The sequence below is a fragment of the Aliiroseovarius sp. F47248L genome (assembly GCF_023016085.1).
Classification (GTDB): Bacteria; Pseudomonadota; Alphaproteobacteria; order Rhodobacterales; family Rhodobacteraceae; genus Aliiroseovarius.
This window is the reverse complement of sequence record NZ_JALKBF010000001.1, coordinates 2,326,216-2,349,106: the sequence shown is the minus strand read 5'-3', so window position 1 is coordinate 2,349,106 and position 22,891 is coordinate 2,326,216. Positions and strand designations below refer to the sequence as shown.

The 22,891-nt window shown below is 58.5% G+C and carries 23 protein-coding genes; 14 read left to right on the top strand and 9 right to left on the bottom strand.

Annotated elements, in window-relative coordinates:
- The first annotated feature begins 12 nt into the window (after nucleotides 1–12).
- Entirely contained in the window at nucleotides 13–1,008 is a 996-nt protein-coding gene (locus tag MWU51_RS11675; protein ID WP_247037373.1) for a polyprenyl synthetase family protein, read from the top strand.
- Here the strand turns inward: MWU51_RS11675 and MWU51_RS11670 are convergent.
- From MWU51_RS11670 to MWU51_RS11660, 3 genes are all read right to left on the bottom strand, one after another.
- Entirely contained in the window at nucleotides 1,001–1,831 is an 831-nt protein-coding gene (locus tag MWU51_RS11670; RefSeq protein WP_247037372.1) for a 4-(cytidine 5'-diphospho)-2-C-methyl-D-erythritol kinase, read from the bottom strand. The two genes, MWU51_RS11675 and MWU51_RS11670, sit on opposite strands and share 8 nt — an antisense overlap.
- On the bottom strand, nucleotides 1,828–3,552 hold the full coding sequence (locus MWU51_RS17150) for a tetratricopeptide repeat protein (RefSeq protein ID WP_247037371.1): 1,725 nt from the start codon (nucleotides 3,550–3,552) through the stop codon (nucleotides 1,828–1,830). Before MWU51_RS17150 ends, MWU51_RS11670 begins: the two co-directional genes overlap by 4 nt.
- A 131-nt stretch (nucleotides 3,553–3,683) precedes the next feature.
- Nucleotides 3,684–5,336: an electron transfer flavoprotein-ubiquinone oxidoreductase gene (locus MWU51_RS11660; protein ID WP_247037370.1), complete on the bottom strand. Its 1,653-nt coding sequence runs from the start codon at nucleotides 5,334–5,336 to the stop codon at nucleotides 3,684–3,686.
- A 316-nt stretch (nucleotides 5,337–5,652) separates the two neighbouring features.
- Between MWU51_RS11660 and greA the strand changes: the two genes are divergently transcribed.
- Both greA and MWU51_RS11650 read left to right on the top strand, forming a co-directional pair.
- Entirely contained in the window at nucleotides 5,653–6,123 is a 471-nt protein-coding gene (gene greA / locus MWU51_RS11655) for a transcription elongation factor GreA (protein ID WP_247037369.1), read from the top strand.
- Nucleotides 6,124–6,152: 29 nt separating this feature from the next.
- Entirely contained in the window at nucleotides 6,153–7,220 is a 1,068-nt protein-coding gene (locus MWU51_RS11650; RefSeq protein WP_247037368.1) for a hypothetical protein, read from the top strand.
- Here MWU51_RS11650 and MWU51_RS11645 read toward each other — a convergent pair.
- From MWU51_RS11645 to MWU51_RS11625, 5 genes are all read right to left on the bottom strand, one after another.
- On the bottom strand, nucleotides 7,217–10,543 hold the full coding sequence (locus MWU51_RS11645; RefSeq protein ID WP_247037367.1) for an efflux RND transporter permease subunit: 3,327 nt from the start codon (nucleotides 10,541–10,543) through the stop codon (nucleotides 7,217–7,219). The two genes, MWU51_RS11650 and MWU51_RS11645, sit on opposite strands and share 4 nt — an antisense overlap.
- 3 nt (nucleotides 10,544–10,546) lie before the next feature.
- The gene (locus tag MWU51_RS11640; protein WP_247037365.1) at nucleotides 10,547–12,007 is read right to left on the bottom strand and encodes an HlyD family efflux transporter periplasmic adaptor subunit; all 1,461 of its coding nucleotides are present in this window, start codon (nucleotides 12,005–12,007) and stop codon (nucleotides 10,547–10,549) included.
- Nucleotides 12,008–12,132: 125 nt separating this feature from the next.
- The gene (moaB, locus tag MWU51_RS11635) at nucleotides 12,133–12,687 is read right to left on the bottom strand and encodes a molybdenum cofactor biosynthesis protein B (RefSeq protein ID WP_247037363.1); all 555 of its coding nucleotides are present in this window, start codon (nucleotides 12,685–12,687) and stop codon (nucleotides 12,133–12,135) included.
- Between the two features lie 9 nt (nucleotides 12,688–12,696).
- On the bottom strand, nucleotides 12,697–13,299 hold the full coding sequence (locus MWU51_RS11630; protein ID WP_247037361.1) for a metallophosphoesterase: 603 nt from the start codon (nucleotides 13,297–13,299) through the stop codon (nucleotides 12,697–12,699).
- Nucleotides 13,296–14,096: a uracil-DNA glycosylase gene (locus MWU51_RS11625; RefSeq protein WP_247037359.1), complete on the bottom strand. Its 801-nt coding sequence runs from the start codon at nucleotides 14,094–14,096 to the stop codon at nucleotides 13,296–13,298. The genes MWU51_RS11630 and MWU51_RS11625 overlap by 4 nt, the downstream gene beginning before the upstream one ends.
- 123 nt (nucleotides 14,097–14,219) lie before the next feature.
- Between MWU51_RS11625 and MWU51_RS11620 the strand changes: the two genes are divergently transcribed.
- From MWU51_RS11620 to MWU51_RS11600, 5 genes are read left to right on the top strand one after another with little or no spacing between them, the layout of a single operon-like run.
- On the top strand, nucleotides 14,220–15,182 hold the full coding sequence (locus tag MWU51_RS11620; RefSeq protein ID WP_247037357.1) for an aspartate carbamoyltransferase catalytic subunit: 963 nt from the start codon (nucleotides 14,220–14,222) through the stop codon (nucleotides 15,180–15,182).
- Complete coding sequence (locus tag MWU51_RS11615; RefSeq protein ID WP_247037355.1) at nucleotides 15,175–15,648, top strand: hypothetical protein; 474 nt, start codon at nucleotides 15,175–15,177, stop codon at nucleotides 15,646–15,648. Before MWU51_RS11620 ends, MWU51_RS11615 begins: the two co-directional genes overlap by 8 nt.
- Entirely contained in the window at nucleotides 15,645–16,916 is a 1,272-nt protein-coding gene (pyrC, locus tag MWU51_RS11610) for a dihydroorotase (RefSeq protein WP_247037354.1), read from the top strand. Before MWU51_RS11615 ends, pyrC begins: the two co-directional genes overlap by 4 nt.
- Nucleotides 16,909–17,517: a glycerol-3-phosphate 1-O-acyltransferase PlsY gene (gene plsY / locus MWU51_RS11605; protein ID WP_247037352.1), complete on the top strand. Its 609-nt coding sequence runs from the start codon at nucleotides 16,909–16,911 to the stop codon at nucleotides 17,515–17,517. Before pyrC ends, plsY begins: the two co-directional genes overlap by 8 nt.
- Before the next feature lie 19 nt (nucleotides 17,518–17,536).
- Nucleotides 17,537–18,001, top strand: a complete 465-nt coding sequence (locus MWU51_RS11600; RefSeq protein WP_247037350.1) for a DUF805 domain-containing protein — start codon at nucleotides 17,537–17,539, stop codon at nucleotides 17,999–18,001.
- Between the two features lie 2 nt (nucleotides 18,002–18,003).
- Here MWU51_RS11600 and MWU51_RS11595 read toward each other — a convergent pair whose 3' ends face one another.
- Nucleotides 18,004–18,258: a DUF167 domain-containing protein gene (locus MWU51_RS11595; RefSeq protein WP_247037348.1), complete on the bottom strand. Its 255-nt coding sequence runs from the start codon at nucleotides 18,256–18,258 to the stop codon at nucleotides 18,004–18,006.
- 74 nt (nucleotides 18,259–18,332) lie between these two features.
- Between MWU51_RS11595 and MWU51_RS11590 the strand changes: the two genes are divergently transcribed.
- The 6 genes from MWU51_RS11590 (at nucleotide 18,333) to MWU51_RS11565 (ending at nucleotide 22,870) form a co-directional block, all read left to right on the top strand.
- Nucleotides 18,333–19,445, top strand: coding sequence for a class II histone deacetylase (locus MWU51_RS11590; RefSeq protein WP_247037346.1), 1,113 nt, complete (start codon nucleotides 18,333–18,335; stop codon nucleotides 19,443–19,445).
- A gap of 98 nt (nucleotides 19,446–19,543) precedes the next feature.
- Entirely contained in the window at nucleotides 19,544–20,122 is a 579-nt protein-coding gene (locus MWU51_RS11585) for a nitroreductase family protein (protein ID WP_247037344.1), read from the top strand.
- The gene (locus MWU51_RS11580; RefSeq protein ID WP_247037342.1) at nucleotides 20,119–20,808 is read left to right on the top strand and encodes an EI24 domain-containing protein; all 690 of its coding nucleotides are present in this window, start codon (nucleotides 20,119–20,121) and stop codon (nucleotides 20,806–20,808) included. Before MWU51_RS11585 ends, MWU51_RS11580 begins: the two co-directional genes overlap by 4 nt.
- Before the next feature lie 71 nt (nucleotides 20,809–20,879).
- Complete coding sequence (locus tag MWU51_RS11575) at nucleotides 20,880–21,515, top strand: sigma-70 family RNA polymerase sigma factor (protein WP_281502662.1); 636 nt, start codon at nucleotides 20,880–20,882, stop codon at nucleotides 21,513–21,515.
- Nucleotides 21,512–22,147, top strand: coding sequence for a ChrR family anti-sigma-E factor (locus tag MWU51_RS11570; RefSeq protein WP_247037340.1), 636 nt, complete (start codon nucleotides 21,512–21,514; stop codon nucleotides 22,145–22,147). The genes MWU51_RS11575 and MWU51_RS11570 overlap by 4 nt, the downstream gene beginning before the upstream one ends.
- Nucleotides 22,148–22,354: 207 nt before the next feature.
- Nucleotides 22,355–22,870 carry a fasciclin domain-containing protein gene (locus tag MWU51_RS11565; RefSeq protein ID WP_247037339.1) on the top strand — a complete coding sequence of 172 codons (516 nt, stop codon included), beginning with the start codon at nucleotides 22,355–22,357 and terminating at the stop codon, nucleotides 22,868–22,870.
- Nucleotides 22,871–22,891 lie beyond the last annotated feature (21 nt).

Below are 22,891 nucleotides of genomic sequence, written 5' to 3'. Positions count from 1 at the left end.
GGGAAGGTGATCATGCTGATCGAAGCAGCACATAAACCGCACGAACGTTTGGGCGCGCACCTCAAGGACGAAATGGCATCTGTGAATGCCTTGATCAGTCAGCGGATGGCATCGAAGAATGCACCGCGTATTCCTGAGGTAACAGCGCATTTGGTGGACGCAGGCGGCAAGCGTCTGCGCCCCATGCTGACACTCGCGGCGGCAAAGCTATGTGGCTACACGGGCCCGTATCACATTCATCTGGCTGCCACGGTAGAGTTTATTCATACCGCTACGCTGCTGCATGATGATGTGGTGGACGAAAGCGGTCAGCGGCGTGGGCGGCCCACTGCCAACCTGCTTTGGGACAACAAGTCCAGCGTGCTGGTGGGTGATTATCTGTTTTCACGCAGTTTTCAGTTGATGGTCGAGACCGGCAACTTGCAGGTACTGGACATTCTGGCCAACGCGTCGGCCACGATTGCCGAAGGGGAAGTGTTGCAACTGACTGCTGCGCAGGATCTGGCAACGGACGAAGCTGTGTATCTGCAAGTTGTGCGCGGCAAGACCGCCGCGCTGTTTTCAGCCGCCACCGAAGTGGGAGGCGTGATTGCCGGCGCTTCCGAGGCGCAGGTCAAGGCGTTGTTCGACTATGGCGATGCGCTGGGCGTGTCGTTCCAGATCGTAGATGATCTGTTGGATTTCACCGGCGGTGATGCGATTGGCAAAAACATTGGTGATGATTTCCGCGAGCGCAAGCTGACATTGCCGTTGATAAAAGCCGTTGCCAATGCGGATGCCGAAGAACGCGCGTTTTGGACCCGCACTATCGAAAAAGGTCGCCAGCAGGATGGTGACCTGGATCATGCACTGAAATTGATGAACAAGCATGGTGCGTTGGAAGATACGCGCGCCGATGCGATGGTCTGGGCCGACAAGGCGAAAACCGCTTTGAAGGCGCTTCCCAACGATCCCATTCGCGATATGTTGAATGATATTGCGGATTATGTAGTGGCGCGGATCAGCTAAGGCGGGCGGGTTCGATCCACCAGCCCGGTTGTTGACTTGAAAACAATCTGGCCGCGTCTTGCGCGGCCTTTTCTGTATCAAACAAGGCGAAGCATGTCGCCCCGGACCCCGACATACGGGTAAGGCGGGCGTCGGGCAGGGATGACAGTGCGTTCAGAACATCACCAATCACCGGCGCGGCGGCGATCGCGGGGTCTTGCAGGTCGTTGCGCTGGCTAGCCAGCCATTTGATGAACGCGCGCGACTTCATACCCTGCGGCAGTCGTTTGGGCATAGGTGGGTTTTCTTTGTCCTCAAGCGCCTTGAAGACGGCAGGCGTCGGCACCTCGATGCCCGGATTTGCAAGAACAGCATATAGCGGCGGCAAATCGGAGTAGGGGATCACATCCTCGCCAATGCCACGCATCCGCGCAGCCTGCCGCAGCAGGCAAACCCGCACATCCGCCCCCAGTTCTACGGCCCCGTTGGGCAGCCGTGTGTCACCGGCAAGATCAGACAGCGCAAGAAGGGTTGCAGCAGCGTCCGAGCTGCCACCCCCGATCCCAGCCGAAGCGGGAAGGTATTTGGATAGGATGATGTGAACCGGGATTCCAAAAAGTGCGGCAGCGCGCACAACTAGGTTGGTGTCATCTGTCGGCACACCGGCGGCGCGTGGCCCGATAACCTCGAATCGTGGTGTGTCGGCGGGCATAACGGTGATCCGATCACCGACATCTGCAAACGCCACCAGACTGTCCAGCAGGTGATAGCCATCCTTGCGCTGGCCTGTCACGTGCAGTGTCAGGTTCACCTTCGCAGGAGCAAAAACCTTGTTGATGGTCATTCGGCTTGATGCAGGGGGGCGGCCCCTTCTTCTTCCAGAACAACGTCCAATCCGACCTCAAGCTTGCGACGGACGCGATCTGGGTTCATTTCCTCAATATCCGTGTCGTCAGTGACAAAGCTAAGGGCGCGGCTCCACTGGAATTCGGCTTCGCGTTTGCGACCCACCGCCCAATAAGTATCGCCCAGATGATCATTTAGGATGGGATCGACGGGGATAAGTTCGACCGCGCGTTCCATTTGTTCAACGGCTTCGTCATAGCGTCCCAACCGGAAAAAGACCCAGCCCAGACTATCAACGATGTATCCACTGTCTGGGCGGGCAGCGACGGCGCGTTCGATCATGTCCAGCGCCTCGTCTAGGTTTTCCTGTCGTTCGACATAGGTATAGCCAAGATAGTTTAGCACATTTGGCTCTTCAGGGCTGAGTTCCAGCGCTTTGCGGAAATCGGCTTCAGCGGCTGTCCATTCGTCAAGTTTGGTCAGCGCAATTGCACGCTGAAAATAGGTGGCCCACTGGCCGGGAAGATCGCTCGAAAATCCGGCAATGGCCTGATCATACGCCGAACGTGCCTCTTTGAACCGGTCCAGCTGCATCAGCGTGTCGCCCAAGGCGACCCTGAACCGCAGAGTGTCGGGATAGGCTTCGGCCAATGCTTTTAGCTCGTCGATGGCTTCCTCGAATTTATCAGACCTGCGCAGGACATCGGTGCGCCCCAATGCGGCTTCCTGATACAGAAGACTGTCCTGCGGCACACGGCCATACGCCTCGACCGCGAGTTCGTGACGCTCCAAACGCTCCAGCAAACGCGCAGATAGCAAAGTTGCGACGGCGTTCTTGGGATTCAGATACTCTGCCAAACGGCTGAAAATCAGCGCGATGGTCGGATCGCTGTCAACGCTACGGCTTTCAGAGACGGCGTAGAACAGTTCCGCGACACCGTCATTTGGCGAGGTGATGCCAGTGAACGGCAACACTTCACCTGCTTCAAGCCGGGCGATGATGTCGTCAACCTCGGGGTCAACCAGCGGAGAAGCATTGGCGTTCATAAGTTCCAGTGCGTCGGCATGCCGATCAAGTTGACTGAGAACTTGAGCATAAGCCAGAATGCCGCCGCGGTTCAGTTGCATGTCGCCTTCGCTGCCGCTGAAGATGTTTGCAGCGCCTTCGAAATCCCCCACTTGTGCCAGTGCAAGGGCTTTTTGAAACTGCGCAAAGCTGCGGCTGTTCGGGTCTTCCGACAGAGCGTCGAAAATCTCAAGCGCCTGCGACATGCGGCCTTGGCCAAGGCTGGCCCACGCGGTGATCATCTGGTCGACGACTCCGGCCACCGATATACCACTTTGCAGCAGCGCAATCGCTTCTTCCCAGTTTTCGCTGGCCAACGCATCGCCCAGAAGCACAAGACCCGCCAATTGGTTATCGGGATTGATCGAGGCCAAACGGTGCGCAATTGGCAAGGCCTTGTCGATATCGCCCATTGCGGTGTGTGCTACAACCAGCCCTTCCAGAACATCCGCGCGTTCAGGGTTATCGACCAGCGCCCGCGTTCCATATTCGACCACCTTCGCGAAATCGCCCGAAAGGTCGGCTTGGCGCGCCGCAAGATACGGGCCTGCCGCATCCGCCGAAGCTGCAGAAGGGGTGAAATCGGCAAGACAGACGGCTGCTGCAATTGCCGCAACAAGTTGGCGAGAAGTGGAAGATCTAAGAGGCACCACGGACAACTTTCTTGTTAGATGGCTTCGCAGGTGGAAGCGTTGAGATGGAACCTAATCGGCATGTTCGGTGAAAACAATGAGGGGCGGCACATGGCCACCCCTCACTTTTGCGTTTTTTCCAAGTCTGAGTGTCACATGTTCGGATAGTTCGGCCCATCACCCCCCTGCGGGACCGTCCAGGTAATGTTCTGGCTGGGGTCCTTGATGTCGCAGGTTTTACAATGCACGCAGTTCTGGAAGTTGATGACAAAGCGCGGGTCTTTGCCGTCTTCCTCGACCACTTCGTAAACGCCAGCCGGGCAATAGCGTTGCGCAGGTTCTGCGTATTCTGGCAGGTTTACACCGATCGGCACGCTGGGGTCGATCAGTTTCAGGTGGCAGGGCTGGCTTTCTTCGTGGTTAGTCGCCGAGAATGACACGTTGGTCAGGCGATCAAAGGACAGTTTTCCATCGGGTTTCGGATAGTCGATGACCGGGTAATCTGCTGCTTTGCCGGTGGCCTGCGCATCGTTCTTCCCGTGCTTGACCGTGCCAAAGGGCGAAAAGCCAAGGAGGGATTGAACCCACATGTCAAATCCGCCCAGCATCAGCGAAGCAGTCAGGCCAAACTTCGACCAAAGCGGTTTCACGTTGCGCACTTTTTTCAGGTCTTTGGCAACATCGCCGGTGCGCAGTTCTTCTTCGTAATCGGCAAGCTCATCGCCCGAACGACCCGCCGCGATGGCTTTTACCGCGGCATCTGCGGCGGCAATACCTGACAGCATGGCGTTGTGGTTACCCTTGATGCGCGGCACGTTCACCAGCCCGACTGAACAGCCCAACAGTGCCCCGCCGGGGAACGAGGCTTTCGGCATCGACTGATACCCGCCTTCGGAAATGGCCCGCGCGCCATAGGCCACGCGTTTGCCGCCCTCAAGCAGCTTCGCGATCTCAGGGTGATGCTTGAAGCGCTGGAATTCCATATAGGGATACAAGTGCGGGTTTTTGTAGTTCAGGTGAACCACGAAGCCCACAAACACCTGATTGTTCTCAAGGTGATAGATGAAGGATCCGCCACCTGCGTTCTTGCCCAAGGGCCAGCCCATCGTGTGGGTCACGGTGCCTTCGCGGTGCTTCTCAGGGTCGATTTCCCAGATTTCTTTCATGCCAAGGCCGAATTTTGGCGCGTCGCGTCCGGCTTGCAGGTCGTATTTGGCGATGATCTCTTTCGCCAGCGACCCACGCACCCCTTCCGAGATGAAGACGTATTTCCCGTGCAGTTCCATCCCAGGCTCGGTGTTCGGGCCATAGCTGCCGTCTTCTTCCAACCCGAAGACTCCGGCGATCACGCCTTTGACCTCTCCTTTGTCGCCAAAAACCAGATCGGAACAGGCCATGCCGGGAAAAATTTCAACGCCCAGCTCCTCGGCTTGTTCAGCCATCCAGCGGCAGACATTCGCCATCGAGACGATGTATTTGCCGTGGTTGTTCATCAACGGCGGCATTGGCCAGTTGGGCACGCGCATGTGGCCCGCCGGGCCAAGCACAAGGAAGTTGTCTTTCTTTACCGGCACGTTGATCGGTGCGCCCTTGTTTTTCCAGTCAGGGATCAACTTGTCCAGACCGCAGGTGTCCAGCACGGCGCCGGACAGGATATGCGCGCCCACCTCGGACCCTTTTTCCAGAACCACGACGTTCAAGTCGGCGTTCTGTTGCTTCAGGCGGATCGCAGCAGATAGGCCAGCCGGGCCTGCGCCCACGATGACCACATCGTATTCCATGCTCTCGCGTTCTATGTCGCTCATTTTCTTTTCCCCGGATGGTCCGTTTCGCAAGATCGTTAGCTTGGCCCACCCCGCGGGTCAATTGGGACACTGCGTTACAAAGGCATTCCGTCGGGGTTTTGGCCGGTTTTTTCGCCTGTTTGCGCTGACATTCCCTTTCGGCGATGTCGTGCCCATTTGGAACCACTTTGCCAAATAATGCCGTTGCAAATCGCGCGTGTTTGCTAGACTTTCGGCGCAACCGGGTTGATTTCCCGCAACAATGATCAAGATGATACGACAATGAACATTGCCACTGTGCCCCGCGCGCAGTGGCCACGGCAGAACGATAGGCCTCATGGATAAGATACCGCTGACGCGCGCGGGTCACACTGCGCTGAACGACGAACTGAAACTACTCAAGTCCGAGGAACGCCCGGCGATCATCCGCGCGATTGCCGAAGCACGCGAGCATGGCGATCTGTCCGAAAACGCTGAATACCATTCCGCCCGCGAAAAGCAGAGCTTTATTGAAGGCCGGATCAAGGAACTGGAAGGTGTTTTGTCGCTGGCCGAAGTGATCGACCCAGCCACCTTGTCTGGGGCGGTGAAATTTTCCGCCACGGTCACGATCGTCGATGAAGATACGGATGAAGAAAAGACCTATCAGATCGTTGGCGAGCCGGAAGCCGATATCGAGAACGGCAAGCTGAACATCAAGTCGCCTCTGGCACGTGGGTTGATTGGCAAGGAAGAAGGCGACAGCGTTGAAGTGCGCACACCGGGCGGTGAAAAGGCCTACGAGATCCTGAAGATCGAATGGATCTGACGCCGCAACATGCGGACACGAGGAACAGGATGAACGACAAGACGAAAAGCGGATCCGCAAGTCTGGGAACAGGGCGTTTGAGCGCCTTGAACGCACAGGTTCCGTCGCTGAGCGGGGGCGAGGTCATCGGCCTTTTGCTGTCTGGCCTGTGGCTGGCAGGGTGTATCCTGTTTTTCCTGGTTCTGGGCTTCGGCAGCAGCGATGGCGACGGCCTGTCGCAGCCGCTGCAATTTCTGATGACCTTGGTGGCGGTTATCATGCCCGTGGCCGTGATTTGGGTTGCGGTTGCTGCTTTGCGGTCGGCGCGCATCATGCGCGAGGAAAGCGTGCGTCTGAGTGCCGCAATAGATGCGATGCGGTCAGCTTACATCCAGCAACAGCAAGGCTTCACCGGCACGCCCGCTCAGGCGTCAAAGGTGGAACAGAAGCTGGAAGAGATCGCCCAGGTTAGCCGCAAGACGGAAAGCGCTCTGGCGACGTTTACCTCAATCCGTCCTGGTATGCCAACACTCGCCAATCCGACACCGGTCAATCCCAGCCCGGCGATTGTTACCGAAAGCGCGGCGCAGACCACTGCCGACCAGACCAGCCTTGCGCTGGGCACGCCGGTCGAAGAGCTGAACCCGCCTCTATCGATCGAGGATTTCATCCGCGCGCTGCATTTCCCAGAAACAGCCGAAGATTCTGATGGCTTCCGGGCGCTGCGCCGGGCGCTGGATGACCGGCAGGTTGCCGGTCTGGTGCAAGCGTCGCAAGACGTTCTGACCCTGTTGTCGCAAGATGGAATTTACATGGACGATCTGCGTCCTGACCGTGCGCGCCCTGAAATCTGGCGCAAGTTTGCTGCGGGTGAACGCGGGCGCGGCGTTGCTGCTCTGGGCGGTGTGCGTGATCGCTCGTCGCTGGCCTTGACCGCCGGGCGGATGAAGCAAGACCCGATCTTCCGCGACGCAGCCCACCATTTTCTGCGCCGGTTCGATCAGACCTTCGCAGGCTTCGAAAAGAATGCGTCCGACGCGGATATCGCGGCGTTGGCCGACACACGAACCGCGCGGGCGTTTATGCTGCTGGGGCGTGTGACGGGGACGTTTGATTAAGCCCGGCGCCCGCGCATTGCGACTGCTCCAGCCAGATAGCCAAGAACCGCTATACCTGCACTGATTGCCACGAAGACTGCGATGCTTTGCGTGGTCAGCCCCCAAAGGCCAACCGCAAGGACAAATGCTGCCAGCATTGATAGCGCTACGCCAGCAACCAGCAGGATGGCAGGTTTCAATCCTTCGCGCCCACGTCCCCGCCAGACCCGTTTCAGCGCATGAACCATGCGACCCATATCCGCTTGGATAGCCACCAGCGCGGGCACGACAAGCAGCACAAGCACCATGCCGAAGCCCAGCCCATAGGTCAGGGTGATAACCGTAGGTTTCAAAAACTGCGCCTGTCGCGAGGTCTCATATAGCAACGGTCCAAGCCCCAGCACCGTCGTCATCGTCGTCAGCATCACCGGCCGCAGTCGGTCTGCCGCCCCGTCAATGATGGCGGGCACCAATCCGCGTTCACGCGCGTATTCGTCGATGGTCGTGACCAGAACGATGGAATCGTTGATGATGATCCCGGTCATACCGATCAAGCCGACCACCGAGAACATGGACAATGGCACTTCCCACTGAACGTGACCAAAAATGGCACCGACCAGACCGAAGGGGATGATCGCCATGACCACCAGCGGTCGCGTCCAGCTTGAGAATATCCATGCCAGCGTCAGGAAAATGCCCAAAAGGACGAGGATCAGACCGGATTTTGCGTCGGACAGGAATTCCTGTTGTTGCTCGGCCAAGCCGCCCAGTTGGAAGGCGATGCCGAATTCCTCGGCCAGTTGCGGCAGGATCTCTGTTTCGGTGGTGCGTTGAATTTCCTCGGCTCGAGCCGCGTTGTTTTCGTCGATATCGCCCGTGACTTTGACCAGTCGGATGCCGTTCTCACGCTGCACGCTGGCAAAGCCGGTGCGTGACCGAACCGAAACAAGATCGGCAAGGTTCACATATGTGCCGCTGTCAGTGCGCAGTTGGGTGCGTTCCAGAAAGTCCGATGTCTGCTCGGATTCAGGCAGTTGCACGCGTATCTCGGCTGACCGCGTTCCATCAGGATAGCTGGCCGCCTCGATCCCGTTCAGGCGGTTGCGCAGAACGCGCCCCAACCCGTCGATGGTAAAACCAAGCGCCTGCCCTTGCGCGGTCAGGTCAAGGATCAGCTCTTCCTTGTCATAGGACAGGCTGTCCTCAAGCGCAGACACTTCGGGAAAGGCGGACATGCGGGTGATGAACGCTTCGGACGCGGCTTTCAACTGATCGGATGTGGCCCCGTAAAGCTCCACATCCAAACTGTCGCCACCAGGGCCATAGCGGTTGCCACGGAACGACAGAACTTCAAGCAACGGGTGGTTGTCAACGGCGTCTTGCAAGGCGCCAACGAAGGCGAACGCGCTGTAGGGGCGTAGGTCCGCATCGATCAGTTCGACTGATACCGAGCCAAGAAGATCATTGTCCTTTCCGTCCACACCCGATAGGCCGCGACCGGCATTGCCACCTATCTGGGCCAGAGCGTGCACCACCGGATTACGACCATGCTTTTCTTCAAATTCGGCGGCCGTCTTTTCCACGGCATTTTGCACCAGACCCATCATCTCTAATGTGTCGTCGCGTGTCGCGCCCGATACCATCGCGAAGTTGCCTGTGACGGAAGACCGTTCGGGCGCATTGAAAAAACGGAATGCCAGGTCACCGCGGATGAAAATCGACGCCTGACTGGCCAGGATCAAAAGCGTCATTGCAATGACCGGATAGCGGGCTTTGATCACCCATCCCATCACGGGTCGGAACGCTTTATCGCGGACAAAGCGGAACCCTTTGTTCACCTGCCGCGACGGCCAGTCATACCAGTGTTCCTTCGCGGTGTGGGTCAAGGCGTGTGCCATGTGGTGCGGTAGGATCAGGAAGCATTCGATCAGTGACGCCGCCAGCACCACGATCACGGTGAAGGGAATATCTGCGATCATATCGCCGAACCGTCCACCGATGGCGGTCAGGCCAAAGAACGCAATCACCGTAGTGAGTGTGGCCGAAAAGACGGGTGGGAACATACGCTTGGCGGCATTCTCGGCGGCCTTAACCGGACCTTCCCCCAGCCTGCGGGCGCGGAAGTCGGCATGTTCTCCCACGACGATCGCATCATCGACCACGATCCCAAGCGTGATGATCAACGCAAACAGCGAGATCATGTTCAGCGTTAGCCCCGACATATACATTAGAAAAATCGCTGAAGTCATCGCGACGGGTATACCTGCGGCGACCCAAAGTGCGGTGCGAGCATTCAGAAACAGGAACAACAGTAAAAGTACTAGGGCCAAGCCCTGCAAACCGTTTTTCATCAGGATGTTGATCCGCGCCGTAATCAGGTCGGAGCGAGTGCGCACCAGCGATATCTTCACCCCGTCGGGTAGGGTGGGCAAAAGCTCGGCGCGGACCTCTTCGACGATTTCCTGCATGCGGATGGCGTCGCCTTGCGCTGAACGGGACACGTTCAAAGCAATCGCGGCATCGCTGCCCACGAAATAAGATCGGTTGCGGTCGACCCCTTCCACATTCACCTGTGCCACATCGCCGACGGTTAGTTTCGATCCGTCGGGATTGGAGCGCAGAACAATTGCTTCAATCTGATCGGCGCTGCGTTTGGCAATCCCCGTGCGAACTCGGGCCGCACCTGACGCGACATCACCTGCCGGCGCAGCGGTTGCCTCGCCTGCGATGGCCTCGGCGATCTGAGCCATGGTGACATCGTTTTCGATCAATGACAGCGAGGTCACCTCGACAATTGTTCGCGGTGCTTCAAATCCACGTATACCCGTGCGCGTCACGCCGCGTTCGAACAGGCGGATAATCATTTCGTCGGCGAAACGACCAAGCTGTTCAATTCCGACAGGACCAGAAATGACAACATCGGTCACGCTGTCGCGCCAAGCCCCCCGCCTGACCTGCGGGGTGTCGGCATCCTCTGGCAAGTCGGATAGCTCATCCACCGCCGTTTGCACGTCATCTGCGGCGCGGGCAACGTCCCAGCCAGGTTCGAACTCCAACGTGATGCTAGCGCTGCCTTCGAAGGAACGCGAGCTGACACTTTCCACACCTTCGACCGTCAGCAAGGCAGGTTCCATGACCTGCACAATTGCCTCGTCCACATCTTCAGCCCCTGCGCCCCGCCACGATGTCTGGACCGACACGCTTTCGATCACCACATCGGGAAAGAACTGCGCGCGCATCCTAGGGTAGGCGAACAGGCCGAGGGCGATCAGTACCAGCAGCAGAAGGTTCGCCACCGTGGCGTGGCGCGTGAAATAGGACAGAAGGTTCAGACCGCGTCCCATGCGCTAGTTCCCCATCCTTTGTTCCAGCCGCGCGAGCGTGTCTGCGGGCAGGGTGCCGGTATCAAGTTGGGCCAGAATGCGTTCGCGAGCCTCTTCCGGCATGCGGCTATTGCTTTCAACAAACGTGCGCAGAACCGCGACCCGCTCGGGGGCAAGGGTGACCATCTCGGCCTGAGGTTCGGGCGCAACGCTTTCACCGGGGCGGACCGGGCGGATACGAATACCGGCGCCCAGCGCGGGGGTGCGCTCGGTCACGATCTCTTTGCCTTCCAGTGCAGTCGCACGCACGATGACGTTGTTGTCTTGGCGACGCAAAAGCTCGACCTTGGCGCTGCTCAGACGGTCCTCCGGCCCCAACACCAAAACTTCGTCTTGGGCGCTTAGCGCGGATGCGGGCAACAGAACAGTTTCCTGCAGGGCCGGTTCAGCCGCACTGACCGTGACGAAATCACCCGGTCGCATACCGGGTGAGGGTTCCAGCGTGGCAAAAATCTGGCGTCCAGTCTGACCTTCGCCCACATCGGCACTTTCACGGTCGATCCGTCCGGTTGCTGTCAGGTTAAGACCAGCAGCGGCCAGTTGGACCGTGATGTCGGTGTTGGTCAGTCGACCATCAGGGCCAAGAAGCCTTGCATACTGGGCTGCTGACACGCGAAACCGAACCTCAAGCGCGGTCGGATCAATGATACGTCCGATCTTTTCGTTCGCCGTAACAACCCCACCGCGCAGCACGGAGACATCTGTCAGAATGCCGCTGATTTCAGCCGTGATCTGTGTTTCTTCAAGGCGACGTTCAGCTTCGTCCAGTTGGATTTCACTGCGCCGCAGGGCAGCTTCTGCAGTCGAGACGCGGGCTTGCGCGGTGATTACAGATTGCCGTTTGCCCAGCACTGCCTGTTGCGCCGCCGAAGCGGCTAGCGCAGCCGTTTCGACCGCTGCCTCGGTTCCCACTCGGCGTTCAACAAGATCGCGCTGTCGGGTCAGAGCAGCTTCGCGTAAGTCGGCCTGCCGGGTGGCATTATCCAGATCGTCGCGGGCCAGTTCCAGCGCTGCAAGCGCATCCCGCAATTCGGCCTCGGCCTGAGAAACGTCAGTTTTTGCCAGTTCCAGTGAAAATTCGAAGTCTGTCGGATCAATACGCAAAAGCTGATCGCCCTCGCGCACCGCGCCACCGGTTACAAAATTCGCTGCAATTTCGGTGACAGTGCCGCCGGTCAAGGCGCGCACATCCAGTGCTCGTCTCGATGACAGATCGCCATAGGCGATCAGTACAGGGGTGAGGGTTTGCGCGGTGACAGTCATGACATTGGCAGAAAATACTCGTTCGCTGGCGCTGGGTTCTGCGCTGTCGCGTTCAGCTCGTGTTTTGAAAGCCGAGTTGACCATGCTGACGGCCATTGCCAGCAAGCCGATGGTTAACGCCAGTAGGAACAACCCGGTCAGGCTGCGGCCTATAAATCGCATATTACTACTCCACTGATCGCCAAAACATCCTGTCCTGCTCTGACGTGGCAGGCAAGCGGCGCGTAGTCACAGTTTCGGCACGTCGACGGTGTGCATCCTAGTTACGTTTCAAACGAACGAGCAGATCATTTCCGTCGCTTGTGTTCGTCCAAACGCGGAAAAATTTCGACGAAGTTGCACGGCATGTGGCGATAGTCCAGTTGATGCACCAGAATATCGTCCCACGCATCCTTGCAAGCACCCGGGCTGCCGGGCAGGGCAAACAGATAGGTGCCGTTCGCAACACCACCCGTTGCGCGGCTTTGCACGGCCGATGTGCCGATCTTGTTCATCGAGATGATGGTGAAAACCGTGCCAAATGCCTCGACTTCCTTCTCGTATACATCGCGATGCGCTTCGACGGTCACGTCACGTCCGGTTAGACCAGTTCCGCCAGTCGTGATGACCACATCAATGTCAGGATCCAAAGACCAGGCGCGCAGTTGATCCGCAATCTGATCACGTTCATCGGGGCAAAGCTTGCGGTCGGCCAAGATGTGACCGGCTTGTTCCAACCGCGCAACCAGCGTGTCGCCAGATCGGTCTTCGTGCATCTGGCGGCTGTCCGAAACTGTCAAAATGGCGATGCGAACCGGGATGAAGTCACGGGTGGCAGCGGCTTGAGGTGTGATATGGGACATCGTCTGATCCTAGCAGAGTGTGATCCAGTTGGGCGTCGGACCCAAGTTCAAGACCTGTGTAGCCCCAATCTGTCCGCGTGTGCCCCAGGCATCGTGAATGTGACCGCAAAGTAGCCATTTTGGCGACAGGCGTTTCGCCGCATCAAGCACCGCCTGTGATCCTAGCGACCCCAGTTCTGTGTGTTGATCGGCGATGCCTTTGGGCGGAGAGTGCGAGATGAGAATATCGGCGTGCTTGATTGACGACAGCTTTTCAACTGCTTCGTTTTCCGTAAGGTCGAACGATTGCCAAGGTAACGCCGGCAAGGGCGGGATTGCCGCCCCAATGCCAACAATGGTAACGTTGCCGATGGTTGCGCTGTCCCCATGCAGCACCGTGATGTCGCTGTCTGCAAGAGCTGCACGTAATTCGGTTTCTGTTTCGTTGTTGCCGGGAACGAAAACTGCGCGCCTGCCCCAACCGGCAAATTGCGCGATGTAATCCACCAACCCTTCGCAGCGACTGGCGAAATCTCCCACACCCAGGATCAGATCAGCGTCCTTTGCGGCCTCGAGCAACCTGTCTGCTGCAGGTTGGCTCAGGTGCAGGTCTGAAAAGGCAAGGATATTCACGCCAGATCCCGCAGTTTTGCCTGTATCGCCAGAAGGTCCGCCCAAGCCTCGCGCTTTGCGGCGGGGTTGCGCAGAAGATAGGCGGGGTGGGTCATGGGCATGATGGGCTTGCCCCATGCCTCATCCCAATTTCCGCGCATCTTCATAATGCCCTTGCGCCCCAGCACGGTCTGGCAGGGTGTGTTCCCCATCAAGACCAGCAGATCGGGCGCGACGAGTTGCACATGGCGTTCCAGAAACGGCGTCATCATCGCGATCTCGTCGGCGCTGGGGTCGCGGTTGCTTGGCGGGCGCCACGCCATCACGTTGGTGATATAGATTGCGTCTTTCGACAGCGGGGTGTCGCGGCCCATACCGATGGCGGCAAACATCTTGTCCAGAAGCTGCCCCGCGCGCCCGATGAAGGGTTTGCCTGCGATATCCTCGTCCCGACCCGGCGCTTCACCGATGACCATGACCCGGGCGGCAGGGTTGCCGTCAGCAAAAACTGTGTTTCGCGCCCCACGCTTCAGCTCGCAGCCTTCGAACGCGTCGATTGCGGCCCGCAGCGCCTCCAGATCAGCAGCAGCCGCAGCCGCCTGCTTCGCAAATGCGACATGGTCGTGCTGGGGGACTGCTGGCGGTGTTGTCGGCCTAACGGGTGTCGGCTCGGTCGATGAGGCTTTTGTGTGTTTCGCAAGGTTTTGTTCCAGCGTATAGCGATCAACAGGCACATCCCCGATCGCGTCCACCGCGCCCAGTTCAATTTGCCACTCCAGAAGTGCCTTCGCGCTATGCCAGTCTTGTGCCGATTCCATGCCGCACAGCCTAAGTGCGCGCGCGAGGAAGGTAAACGATCTGTTGTGCCAATCAGACGCAGAAGGGATGGACGCGCCCGCCCCCCGATCCTATAAGCACCTAACCACAGGACGGAGGCCCAAATGACATTCCGCCAACGCCATCTTTTGGGGATCGAACAGCTTCACCCCGAAGAGATTAAAACCGTTCTTGATCTGGCCGACAGCTATGTGGATTTGAACCGTTCCACGCAGAAACGATCTGACGCTCTGGCCGGGCTGACGCAGATCAATATGTTCTTCGAAAACTCCACCCGCACGCAGGCCTCCTTCGAGATTGCTGGCAAGCGTCTGGGTGCGGACGTGATGAACATGGCAATGCAGGCGTCGTCGATCAAGAAAGGCGAGACGTTGATTGATACGGCACTGACACTGAACGCCATGCACCCGGATTTGCTGGTGGTGCGTCACCCCCATTCGGGCGCGGTAAACCTGTTGGCCGAAAAGGTGAACTGCGCGGTTCTGAACGCAGGTGACGGCAAGCACGAACATCCCACGCAGGCGCTGTTGGATGCGTTGACAATCCGGCGCGAGAAGGGGCGGCTGCATCGCCTGACCGTGGCCATATGCGGCGACATCGCCCACAGCCGCGTGGCGCGCTCCAACCTGATCCTGCTGGGCAAGATGGAAAACCGCGTGCGCCTTGTTGGGCCGCCAACGCTGATGCCCTCCCAAATCGACCAGTTCGGGGTCGAGGTCTATGACGACATGGAGGAAGGTCTGAAGGACGCCGATGTTGTCATGATGCTGCGCCTTCAGCGTGAGCGGATGGACGGCGGCTTTATCCCGTCCGAACGTGAATACTATCACCGCTTTGGTCTGGACGCAGAAAAGCTGGCCCATGCCAAGCCCGACGCCATCGTCATGCACCCCGGTCCGATGAACCGGGGGGTCGAGATTGACGGTACCATTGCCGACGACATCAACCGCTCCGTCATTCAGGAACAGGTCGAAATGGGCGTCGCCGTGCGCATGGCCGCGATGGACCTTCTGGCCCGCAACCTGCGTGCCGAACGCGCCGCCCAGCCCGAGGGTGTCTATGTCTGAGCAAGATGCCGAATTGGAACCCCGTTTGGAAAGCCAGACGGGCCCCGAGCTTGATCCGGGCGAGCGGTTGATCGAAAGCTTTTCAGGCAACATGATCACCTATGTGAAAGAGCACGTCCTGCTGGCCGCGCTCGGCGCGGTGCTGATGTCGGGCATCCTGATCTATATGGGCAATCCCCATGCGTGGACCGGCGTTGTCGGCGCCGTCGCGGCGATCGCTGTGCGCGGGGTTTACGTGGCGCGCGAACAGGTGGGGTTCACATGGTATCTGACAAACCGGCGGCTGATTGGACCGGGGGACCGCTCGATCCTGCTGGGCAACATCGCCAAGGTGAACACCATATTCTCGGCCGCTCAGGTGGTGACGACAACGGGCGACAAATACATGATGAAATATCAGGCCGACACCAAGGCCACCCAAGCCGCGATTGACCGTGCGCGGGGTGTGATGGGGGACACTGTATGACAACGACTTTCACCAATGCGCGCCTGATTGATCCTGAAACGGGCACTGACGCGCTGGGCAGTCTGACCATCGAGGATGGGCTGATCGTCGACGTAAATGGCGGGGAAAGCGGCGACGTGATCGACTGCGGCGGCAAATGTCTTGCCCCCGGCATCGTAGATATCGGCGTGAAGATCGGTGAGCCGGGTGAACGCCACAAGGAAAGCTTCCGCAGCGCTGGGCTGGCGGCTGCAGCGGGCGGTGTCACCACGATGGTCATTCGCCCGGATACCACACCAGCAGTGGACACGCCTGAGGCGTTGGCATTCGTCGCCCGTCGGGCCTCGCAGGCGGCACCGGTCAACGTGCATTCCATGGCCGCACTAACCAAGGGACGCGCGGGCCGCGAGATGGTCGAGATGGGGTTCATGCTGGATGCAGGCGCCGTGGCGTTCACTGATTGCGATCACGTTGTCACCGACAACAAGGTATATTCCCGCGCAATGACATATGCGCGCAGCCTTGGCGCGCTGATAATCGGCCACCCGCAAGACCCGAATATGTCGAAAGGGGCGGCCGTAACCTCGGGCAAATTTGCGTCCTTGCGCGGATTGCCTGCTGTCAGCCCCATGGCTGAACGGATGGGGCTTGAACGTGATCTGGCGCTCGTCGAAATGACGGGCGTTGCCTATCACGCTGATAACCTGTCCACCGCCCACGCCCTGCCTACGCTGGAGCGCGCCAAGGCTGCCGGGCTGGACGTGACCGCCGGGGTCAACATTCACCACCTGACCCTGAACGAGCTGGACGTGGGCGACTATCGCACTTTCTTCAAGGTCAAGCCCCCGCTGCGGCCCGAGGATGACCGGTTGGCCATGGCAGACGCAGTTGCGCGCGGGGTGATCGACATCATCTCGTCCATGCACACCCCGCAGGACGAAGAAAGCAAACGCCTGCCGTTTGAAGAAGCGGCTTCGGGCGCGGTCGCCTTGGAAACGCTTCTTCCCGCTGCCATGCGTCTGCTTCATGCCGGGCTGATTGACCTGCCGACGCTGTGGCGGGCGCTGTCACTGAACCCTGCGCGTCGTTTCGGCTTGCCGGGTGGTGAACTGACCCAAGGCACCCCCGCCGATCTGGTTCTGTTCGATCCTGATGCACCCTTCGTGCTGGACCGGTTCAAGCTGAATTCGAAATCCAAGAACACCCCCTTCGACGGGGCGCGGATGGAGGGGCGCGTGCTGGGCACATGGGTTGGCGGTGAACGGGTGTTTGGAGGTGATGATGCCTGAGCTGATCACCTCTCTGCCCTTGCTCGCGCTGGTCGCTGTCGCGGGCTATCTGCTGGGCTCGATACCCTTCGGTATCGTTATGGCCCGCCTATTCGGGTTAGGTGATTTGCGCCAGATCGGGTCGGGCAACATCGGTGCAACCAATGTGCTGCGCACTGGGAACAAACCCGCGGCCTTGCTGACGCTTCTGGGCGATGCGGGCAAGGGAGCGGCGGCGGTTCTGCTGGCGCGAGCTTTTCTGGCCGAGGACGCCGCACAGATTGCAGGTTTCGCAGCCTTTCTGGGCCATTGCTTCCCCATCTTTCTGGGCTTCAATGGCGGCAAGGGGGTCGCCACTTGGCTGGGCACGATGCTGGCGCTGGCATGGCCCATCGGACTGGCCGCCTGTGCCACATGGCTTGTGGTCGCCGTGCTGTTTCGCATTTCGTCGCTGGCGGCACTGGCGGCTGCCGCCCTATCGCCGATCTGGGCTGTGTTGTTAGGCTTTCCAGCGTACGTGATCCTTTCAGTCGCGCTTGCGTTGTTGATTTTCCTGCGCCATCGCGCAAACATTGAGCGACTGATCGCCGGGGATGAACCCCGTATCGGTGGTAAAAAATAACCTGAACAGGGGACAGATCATGAGTTTCATGGAATCAATTCGGGCGTGTTTCTCGAAATACGTCACTTTCAAGGGCCGTGCCCAGCGGTCGGAGTTCTGGTGGTTTGTGCTATTCGTGTTTGCCGGGCAGTTGGTGCTTGGCATGATTGACAGCGTTCTTTTCGGGACTGTGACAACTATGGAGGGTGGCTTTCAGGCGGAAACGAACACGCCGGTTCTGTCTGGCCTGTTCGGGCTTGCCACCTTGCTTCCCATGATCTCGGTCACTGTGCGCCGCCTGCATGATACCGACCGCAGCGGGTGGTGGTATTGGCTGGCATTGATCCCGCTGGTCGGCATCATCATCCTGATTGTCTGGTATGCCAGCAAAGGCACGGACGGCGCCAACAAATATGGCCCTGATCCGATGGGCGGCGGTGGTGGCTACAGTGATCCGAACGAAGGAACCTATGCCACGTCATCCATTCCGCGCGCAGGCGATTAAGGCTAATCGACTCGAAACACCTTGTCTCGAGATGTCGCGCCTTGTGTCAAAAAAAGGCGCGATTTTGATATGCCCAAAGCCTGCGCCAGCAGCTTCACCACAGCTTTCGTGGCCTTGCCATCCTCGGGCACGGTTGTGACCGAGACGCGAAGCAGGCCATCCCGTTCTTCAACCAGATTGCGTGCCGCTTTGGGTGTGACGCGCACGGACAGCAACGCGCCGGGCTTGGCCAGATGAGACAAGTCGCCTTTCTTCATGGCATCATCCTGTCGGGCAGGGGTGGACGGCGCAAGTCCCCTGCGTCACTCTGCACCGGATACGGGAGGCTGACATGACAAGAACCGGCTTTTTCTGGGACGAAAAGTGCTTTTGGCATTCTGGTGGCAACTATGCGGGCAACCTGCCTGTGGGCGGATTGGTGCAACCTTTGGCGGCGGGTGGATTGCCGGAAAATCCGGAAACCAAGCGGCGCTTGAAGAACCTGATGGATGTGACTGGGCTGACCGGTGCGCTTTATGCACAGACTGCCCCTGCAGCCACGCGCGAGATGCTGGCGCGGGTACATCCCATTGTGTTCCTTGACAATTTCAAGCGCGTGTCTGATGCCGGGGGTGGAGAACTTGGCTTGCGCACGCCGTTCGGGCAGGGTGGATACGAGATTGCCGCACTATCTGCCGGGTTGTCCGTCGCGGCACTTGGGGCGGTTTTGAAAGGCGAGGTGGACAACGCCTATGCTCTGTCCCGCCCGCCCGGCCATCATTGCCTTCCCGAGTTTCCCAACGGGTTTTGCTTGTTGGCCAACCTTGCGATTGCAATCCGTCATGCACAGACCAATGGGTTGGCCAAGCGGATTGTGGTGGTGGACTGGGACGTTCATCACGGCAATGGAACCGAAGCGATATTCATCAATGACCCCGATGTACTGACGATCTCGCTGCATCAGGAAAGGAATTATCCTACCGACACAGGCGATGCGGAAGTGCGTGGCGAAGGGGCTGGGCAAGGCGCAAACATGAATATCCCGCTGCCACCGGGCGCTGGGCACGCTACCTATTTGGAAGCGATGGAGCGTCTTGTCCTGCCAGCCATCCGCGCTCATGAGCCAGAGGTGATGGTCATTGCCTGTGGATATGACGCAGCGCTGATCGACCCGCTGTCTTGCATGCTCGCCACCGCTGACACGTTCCGGCACATGACACGTATGGTCATGGATCTTGCAGAGGATCTGTGTGGTGGACGCCTCATGATGGCGCATGAGGGTGGATATTCCGAAGTCTATGTGCCGTTCTGCGGCCACGCAGTGCTTGAGGAAATGTCCGGCGCTGAACACCATGCCCCCGATCCACTGGCCGAGACCTTTGCCGCGCGCCAACCCAACACGCATATGGTCGGGGTGTTTTCGGACCTGATCACCGATCTGCAGGATTTTTTCGATGTTAAGTGACGTAACATCTTGACGTGGACCACGCGACACCCGACATGTGCACCAAGCCAGCCGCGTTTGCGGCCAAGCCTGCATTTTGCCATACCAAGGACAAAACCATGCCTGACCGCAACCAAGCTGCGCTGGATTTCCTGCTTACCCGCCGTTCGCGCCCGGCCAAGACTTTGACCGGCCCAGCCCCGGATCGCGAGGCCCTTGCACCCATCCTAACCGCTGCTGCCCGCAGCCCGGATCACGGCAAGTTGGAACCGTGGCGGTTTATCGTATTGGAACGTGGCGCTTTGGATCGACTGGCAGAACTGGTCGGTGAACGGGGCAAAGCATTGAATGAGGCGCCAGAACAGATCACCAAAGCGCAATCCGCGTTTGCCGACAGCCCGTCGGCGGTGGTGGTGGTGTCGTCGCCTGTTCCCTCTCCGAAAGTACCCGAGATTGAGCAACTTTATTCCGCCGGGGCAGTTTGCCTTGCACTTTTGAACGCCGCGCTTGCGTCGGGTTGGGGGGCCAACTGGCTGACTGGCTGGGCCAGCCACGACCGCGCTTTCCTGCACGATGGATTGGGTCTGGACGACCACGAAACGGTTGCGGGCATCATCCATATTGGCACAGAAACAAGTGCACCAACTGAGCGCCCGCGCCCTGATGTATCGGCAATTGCCACATGGGTAGAGACATGATCCTTGACGATTTCTTCCGCTCGGTCGGTCAGATGGCCGATCCGCGTTTTCGTAGCGTGTTGATGAAAGGTCTGGCACTTACCGTCGGCCTTCTGATCACCATAACGGTGGCGATGACCTGGCTGGTTGGTTTTTTGGTGCCTGATACGCTGTCATTGCCCTTGATCGGTGAAGTGTCTTGGGTTGATGGCCTTGCGTGGTGGGCGTCGTTCCTGCTGATGATCGTGTTGTCCGTCGTGCTAATGGTTCCCGTGGCAGGAGCCTTTACGGGCATCTTTCTGGACGACGTGGCCGACGCGGTCGAGGCGCGGTATTATCCCGAGTTGCCCCCCGCGCCCGAAGTGCCGCTGGTCGAGACCACTCGCGACAGCTTAGGTTTTCTGGGCGTCATTGTCGGGGTTAACCTGATTGCCCTGATCCTTTTCTTTTTTGTCGGTCCGCTGGCACCGATCCTGTTCTGGGTCGTGAACGGGTATCTTCTGGGACGTGAGTATTTTCAGCTTGCCGCAATGCGCCGTGTCGGGCGGGCTGAAGCCAACCGCCTGCGGTCCGGCAACAACTTGCAAATATGGTTGGCGGGCACCCTGATGGCTATACCATTGTCGATTCCTTTGGTGAACTTGCTGATCCCCATTTTGGGTGCTGCCACATTTACGCATCTGTTTCACCGGGTGTCGCGCCGATAAGGTAAAAACACGGGCGGCAAAAAAGAGTCGCGCGAATTGATCCAGTTTACAAAACGCCTCGTATTGAGGTTATGTTGACACTGACCCTTGATCATCCGAGCACCCGGCCCCCTGCGCCACCCGTGCGTCGTCTTGAAGGAAACCCGGTGCCGCAGAACAAGACCGAAATCTCAGAGCAGACCACATGGATGCTCGCCGTTCGGGATAATCAAGATCGAGACGCATTTTGCGCGCTGTTTGATCACTTCGCGCCGCGTCTGAAGGGGTTCATCATGCGGACAGGCTGCTCGGCTCCGCAAGCCGAAGAGATCGTACAGGATGTAATGCTGACCGTTTGGCGCAAGGCGTCAATGTTCGACCCCCACCGCGCACAAGTGTCGGCATGGATATACCAGATTGCCCGCAACCGGCATATCGACATCGTGCGCAAGGAAAACCGCCCTGTGCCGGACGAACTGGCCGAAGATCCCGGAGCTGAACCTGATGCGAGCCAGATCCTCGCTGTTGAGCAAGAGGCTGGAAAACTGAAAAATGCCCTGTCGTCTTTACGGCCAGAGCAACGAGAAATGATCGAAAAGGCCTATCTGGGCGAACTGACACATCAAGAGATCAGCGACCAGACCGGCCTGCCACTTGGAACAATCAAATCCCGCATCCGGCTTGGGTTGGAGCGGTTGAGACATGAGTTGAAGGGACTGCGCGAATGACCGCAATCACCCATCATATCCCTGACGCTATTCTGGCGGCATATGCCGCGGGCAGTTTGCAGCATCACTATGCGGTGGCCGTGGCCAGCCATGTGTCGCTGTGCGTGCAATGTCGCGCATCGCTTGAGGCCCATCAATCTTTGGGTGGCGCGCTGCTTGAAGCGACCGAACGTGTGGCGGTTTCGGGAAATATGAAGGCTGATCTTCTGGCCCAACTGGATGCGCCCGTGACGCCCAAGCCTGTTTACACGCGACACGGGATTTACCCCGGTCCGGTGGTCGCAGCACTGAAAGGGCAAGAGCCAAAATGGAAATCCCTTGGCATGGGGGTACGCCAGTCAATTCTGTCTCAGGATAAGCAAGGGTCAGTCCGGCTGCTATACATTCCCGGTGGTCAGGCTGTGCCCGATCATGGGCATAACGGGCTTGAGATGACATTGGTGCTTCAGGGCAGTTTCAGCGACGACACCGGGCGCTTTGGGGTAGGCGATATCGAGATTGCGAATGAGGATCTTGAGCACACTCCGATTGCCGATCCCGGCGACGCATGTATCTGCCTTGCTGCCACCGATGCGCGGCTGCGGTTCAACGCATTGGTGCCGCGCTTGTTACAGCCGCTGTTCAGGATCTGATTCACCCTCAAATCGCTGTAAATCTTATGTATGGAAACAGTGCAAAAGCTCTGATTCCTTTTTTATTTACAATAACTTGATGCGCTTCTCCTCACGTTCGCGTGACCTTCTGAAATACAGTGAACCGCAGGCCTGGCCGAGCCGTATCCCTTTCATAAGTACGAGTTACCAAAAAGGCATTTTGCCTGCCAACTAGGAGACTATCTTATGAAATCGCTTTTCAAAACCACCGCTGCTGCGCTTGCCATGGCCGTTGCCGCAAACGCAGCCCAAGCCGACAATATCGTCGAGATCGCTGCGGCTGACGACCGATTCTCGACCCTTGTCGCGGCGGTCACTGCTGCCGACCTTGCAGAAACTCTGTCCGGCCCGGGTCCATTTACCGTTTATGCCCCGGTAAATGATGCCTTTGCCGCCCTGCCTGAAGGCACTGTGGAAACCCTGCTGAAGCCCGAGAACAAGGGCCAATTGACCGATGTGTTGCTGTATCACGTTGATGATCGCAAGCTGACCGCTGGCATGATTCCGCTAGGATCAAACTACTTCAAGCCCGCGCTGGCCAGCGCACGTCTGTGCATCTCAGCTGGTGCGGATGGCGTGAAGATCGCAGACAGCACCGGCGAGATGGCCAATGTCATCATTGCTGACATCATGGCAGACAATGGTGTGATCCACGTGATCGACAAGGTCCTGCTTCCGGGGGCACGTCCGACCTGCCACTAATTCATTAGCCTTCACCACCAC